Genomic DNA, 3,529 nt, shown 5'->3' with positions numbered 1-3,529 from the left:
CGGTCGGCTGACGCGCACGCGACCCCTCCCGGGCGGGAGAGGTGGCGCGCTCGACCGAGGCGGCCGCCTGACCGGGATGGGGCGATCAGGCTCCGCGGGGGGCCGAGGGGACGGCGCGCAGGTCGCGCGTGCCGGGGCGCGGCGGGTCGCCCTCGCCGGCCCGGCGCACCGTCGAGCGGGCCGCGTCGACCGCCATCGCGGCGGCGCTGATGGTGCGCGGCTCGGTCGGCCGGTCGACGGCGTGGCGGACGATCTCGGCGGCGAGGTCGTCGATCTCCCCGGCGAGCGCCCGCAGGCGGGCCGGGTCCTCGGCGCGGCGGGCCTCCGCCTGGATCTCCAGCAGGCGCTCGGTGGCGACCTCGACGCGCTCGCGCCGCAGGCGGGAGAGGCGCTGGCGCAGCCACGCCAGTCCGGAGCCGACGCCGCCGCCGAGAAAGGCGACGAGGTAGATCCAGGTCTCGTAGCGCTCGATGAAGCTCTCCTGCTCGCGCTCGAAATAGTCGATCGCGCCGGGGTGGATCGGCAGGCGCGCGCTGGTGGCGGCGGCCGTGGCGTCGTAGCTCGGGGCGTGGAGAGCGTTCGCCGCCGGCAGGGCGTCGGCCAGCGCGCTGCGCATCTCGAACAGGTACTGCGTCACCTCCGCCGCGGTGCTGCGGGAGAGATTGGCACGCGCCATCAGCCGGTAGGAGGCGCCCACCGTGGCGACGTCCTCCTCAGGCACCTTCGGCTTGCCGCCGAACAGGCCGGCCGGCACCGTCACCGCCTGAAGGCGCGGGAAGCGCTCGATCAGGGCCGCCCCCTCGGAGACGCCGAACAGGGCGACCTTGCGGTTGCGGCTCGCCGCCTGGACGAGGCCGACGATGCGCCGCGCCGCCGGGGTGGTCGGCGTCGTCACGAGGGCGACGGCGTCGATCCGCTTCTCGGAGAGCGCCTTGCCGAGATCGTCCTCCTCCACCGGCACCAGGAGCACGCTGTCGGCGGGCAGCGGGCCGGGGCCGGCCTCGGCGCGCAGCTTCAGCCCGTAATGGTCGACGGCGTCGCCGATCAGCGTCCGGTCGGCGCTGCGCTCGGCGATGATGCCGAGGCGCCGCCGCGCCAGGTCCGGGAAGGCGCGGATCCCCGAACTCTCCGGCGCCGCGACGAGGAGCGCCTGCTCGCGCAGGACCGCCAGGGTGAGGCCGTTCGGCGGCAGCGACACGTCCGGCCGCACCACGGCGAGGTCCGCCTCACCCCGGCGCAGGGCCTCGGCGCTCTCGCGCACCCCGTCGAAGGCGACGACCTTGAGCCGGACCCCCTTGTCGCGGGCGGCGAGCCCCTCGGCGAAGGCGCGCAGCAGCGCGGGCTCGGTGCCGCCGCTCGGGGCGACGGCGAGGGTGAGCGTGCTCGCCCGCGACCAGTAGAAGGCGGCGCCGGCGGCGGCCGAGAGCAGCACCGCGACGACGAGGAAGACGAGCTCCCGGCTGATCGGCATTCTCGGCATCGCCGCCCTCGCCCCGGGCCCCGGGATCGGCTCGTCCGCACGCGCGGACAGACGGTGCGCAACACGGCGGCGGCCGGATTGGTTGCGCCGACATCCGACTTCGCTGTGGGCGGAGCCCGCGCGGCGAACTCAAATTTCGAAACAGCCGTTGACGGCGGCCGGGCGAGCCGGCGGAAGGCCCGGCGCAGCGGCGCCCGGCGCAGCGGCGCCCGGCGGACGGCGTTCAAGAAAAAACCCCGCGAACACGCGGTTCGCGGGGTCAGGTGATTCCACGGGGCGTCCCTAACGGGCCACTGGCATACACAATACCAAAATTTCGGACCGCGCAAGGGCCGGCATACTGATTCTGCGGATTTTCCGGACCCTCAGGGCCGGCGAGCCGGGCAGCCGCCGCGCCGCCTCAGGCGGCGCGGGCACGCTCCGACGCCTCCAGCCCGGCGTGGCCGGCCGCCGGCGCACACGAAGGGGCGACCGGCTGCGGCTGGCCGGACGGCGGCTCGGCGAGCTCGTCGCGCGCGTGCGCGAAGAGGGCGGCGCCGACCTCCGGGCCGGCGGCCTTGATCAGCGCGGCCTCGCCGCAGGTGCCGGCGAGCCTCAGGCCCAGGCGGTGCAGGCGCTCCCGCTCGACGCAGTAGGCCGCGATGCGGGCGCGGCCGTATTCCGGCATCCGGCCGGTCATGCGCGCGAAGCTCTCCTCGTCCGCGCGGTAGAGGGCGGCGATCAGCTCGATCGGGATCGGGTATCGCGCGAGGGCGGTGGCCGTAGGCCGGAGCGGAAGGGACGACATCGTGATCCGAATCCCCTTGACAGATACGGGACAGGATCGGACCCGCATGGTTAACGGATCGTTTCCATCCCGGCCCGGATGCGGTGCGACGGGTTCGACGATTCGCGCGGCGCGGGCTGGCGGAACGCGCCGGGACGGCGCAAGACCCTTGAGCATGACCCCCGGGCGGGACGCTCGGTGCGGGATGTCCGGCGCGGGATCCGCGGCGGCCACCGCGGGGGATCGCGAATAACCTCGGGCCGCGGCAGGGAGGGACGGAGGCCGGTGCGGGATCGGAACTGGACGGTGCGCGGCTCCGCGCACCCGCTGCGCGACCGCTGGATCAGCGTCCGGGCCGACGATTGCGCGGCGCCCTCGGGCGCGGTGATCGCGCCCTACTACGTGCTGGAATTCCCCGACTTCGTGCACGTCCTGGCGATCGACGCCGACGAGCGCGTGGTGCTGGTGCGCCAGTACCGGCACGGCCTGCGCGGGATGAGCCTGGAACTGCCCGGCGGGATGATGGACCCGGGCGAGACGGACGTCCTCGCCGCGGCGGCCCGCGAGCTGCGCGAGGAGACGGGCTTCACGGGCGGCTCGCTGACCCACCTCACCACGCTGAGCCCCGAGCCCGCCCGCTACGACAACCGGCTGCACCTCGTCCGGGCCACCGGCATCACCGCCGGCGCGGCCAGCCCCGAGCCGACCGAGGACATCGAGGTGCTGCGCGTCCCGCGCGCGGAGGCGGTGCGGCTCGCCCTCACGGGCGCGGTCGCGCATGCGGGCCATGTCGGGCTCATGCTGATCGGCCTCAACGCCGGGTGACGCGGAGCGTGGCCGTATTGTAGAGGCTTGATCGAGGGCCTCGCCCTCGCGCCCGGGCCGGCATCCGCAACTCCTGGGTGTGGTCCGAACCAAGCTGTTGGCTTGCCTTGCGTTCTCTGCTTCACTGCCGCCATCGACGGCAGGGGCGGCCGCGAGCGGTCAGAGCAGCGCTCAGCCCATGTTGACGCGGCTCGAATCCTAGGAATGGGTAGACATGCTCTCTGCTTGCAGCAGTCGTTCCGGCGTCACGAGAGATGCAGGTTGGGTGACTCTTCTTGTCGTCGCGTAAATTGAACACGATCGACGTTGGGCTTACATCGGCGCCCCGATAAAGCGTTATAAGAATCCTAGAGAGGAAAGCATGCCACGCAACATCCTGATCCTGGGAGCCTCGTACGGCTCCCTGCTCGGTACCAAGCTCCTGATGGCCGGTCACAACGTGACCCTGGTCTGCCGGC

General features: G+C 73.4%; 3 protein-coding genes. 1 reads left to right on the top strand and 2 read right to left on the bottom strand.

From position 1 onward, the window contains the following. Window positions 1–85: 85 nt before the first annotated feature. Together MOX02_RS29815 and MOX02_RS29810 are read right to left on the bottom strand one after the other, a co-directional pair. A complete protein-coding gene (locus MOX02_RS29815) occupies window positions 86–1,480 on the bottom strand; it encodes a TAXI family TRAP transporter solute-binding subunit (protein ID WP_147029380.1) in 1,395 nt (464 codons plus the stop codon). Between the two features lie 400 nt (window positions 1,481–1,880). After that, complete coding sequence (locus tag MOX02_RS29810) at window positions 1,881–2,267, bottom strand: hypothetical protein (RefSeq protein ID WP_238179679.1); 387 nt, start codon at window positions 2,265–2,267, stop codon at window positions 1,881–1,883. A gap of 264 nt (window positions 2,268–2,531) precedes the next feature. Here MOX02_RS29810 and MOX02_RS29805 point away from each other — a divergent pair, with 264 nt between their 5' ends. Then, entirely contained in the window at window positions 2,532–3,071 is a 540-nt protein-coding gene (locus tag MOX02_RS29805; RefSeq protein ID WP_238179681.1) for an NUDIX hydrolase, read from the top strand. The last annotated feature ends 458 nt before the right edge of the window (window positions 3,072–3,529 follow it).

The sequence above is a fragment of the Methylobacterium oxalidis genome, assembly GCF_007992195.1.
Lineage (GTDB): Bacteria > Pseudomonadota > Alphaproteobacteria > Rhizobiales > Beijerinckiaceae > Methylobacterium > Methylobacterium oxalidis.
Note: the sequence above shows the minus strand (reverse complement) of the source record. Positions and strands in the feature narration are given on the sequence as shown.

Coding starts and splice junctions, on each gene's coding strand:
- MOX02_RS29815 (WP_147029380.1), bottom strand. CDS start 1,480: ATGCCGAGAATGCCGATCAGCCGGGAGCTCGTCTTCCTCGTCGTCGCG.
- MOX02_RS29810 (WP_238179679.1), bottom strand. CDS start 2,267: ATGTCGTCCCTTCCGCTCCGGCCTACGGCCACCGCCCTCGCGCGATAC.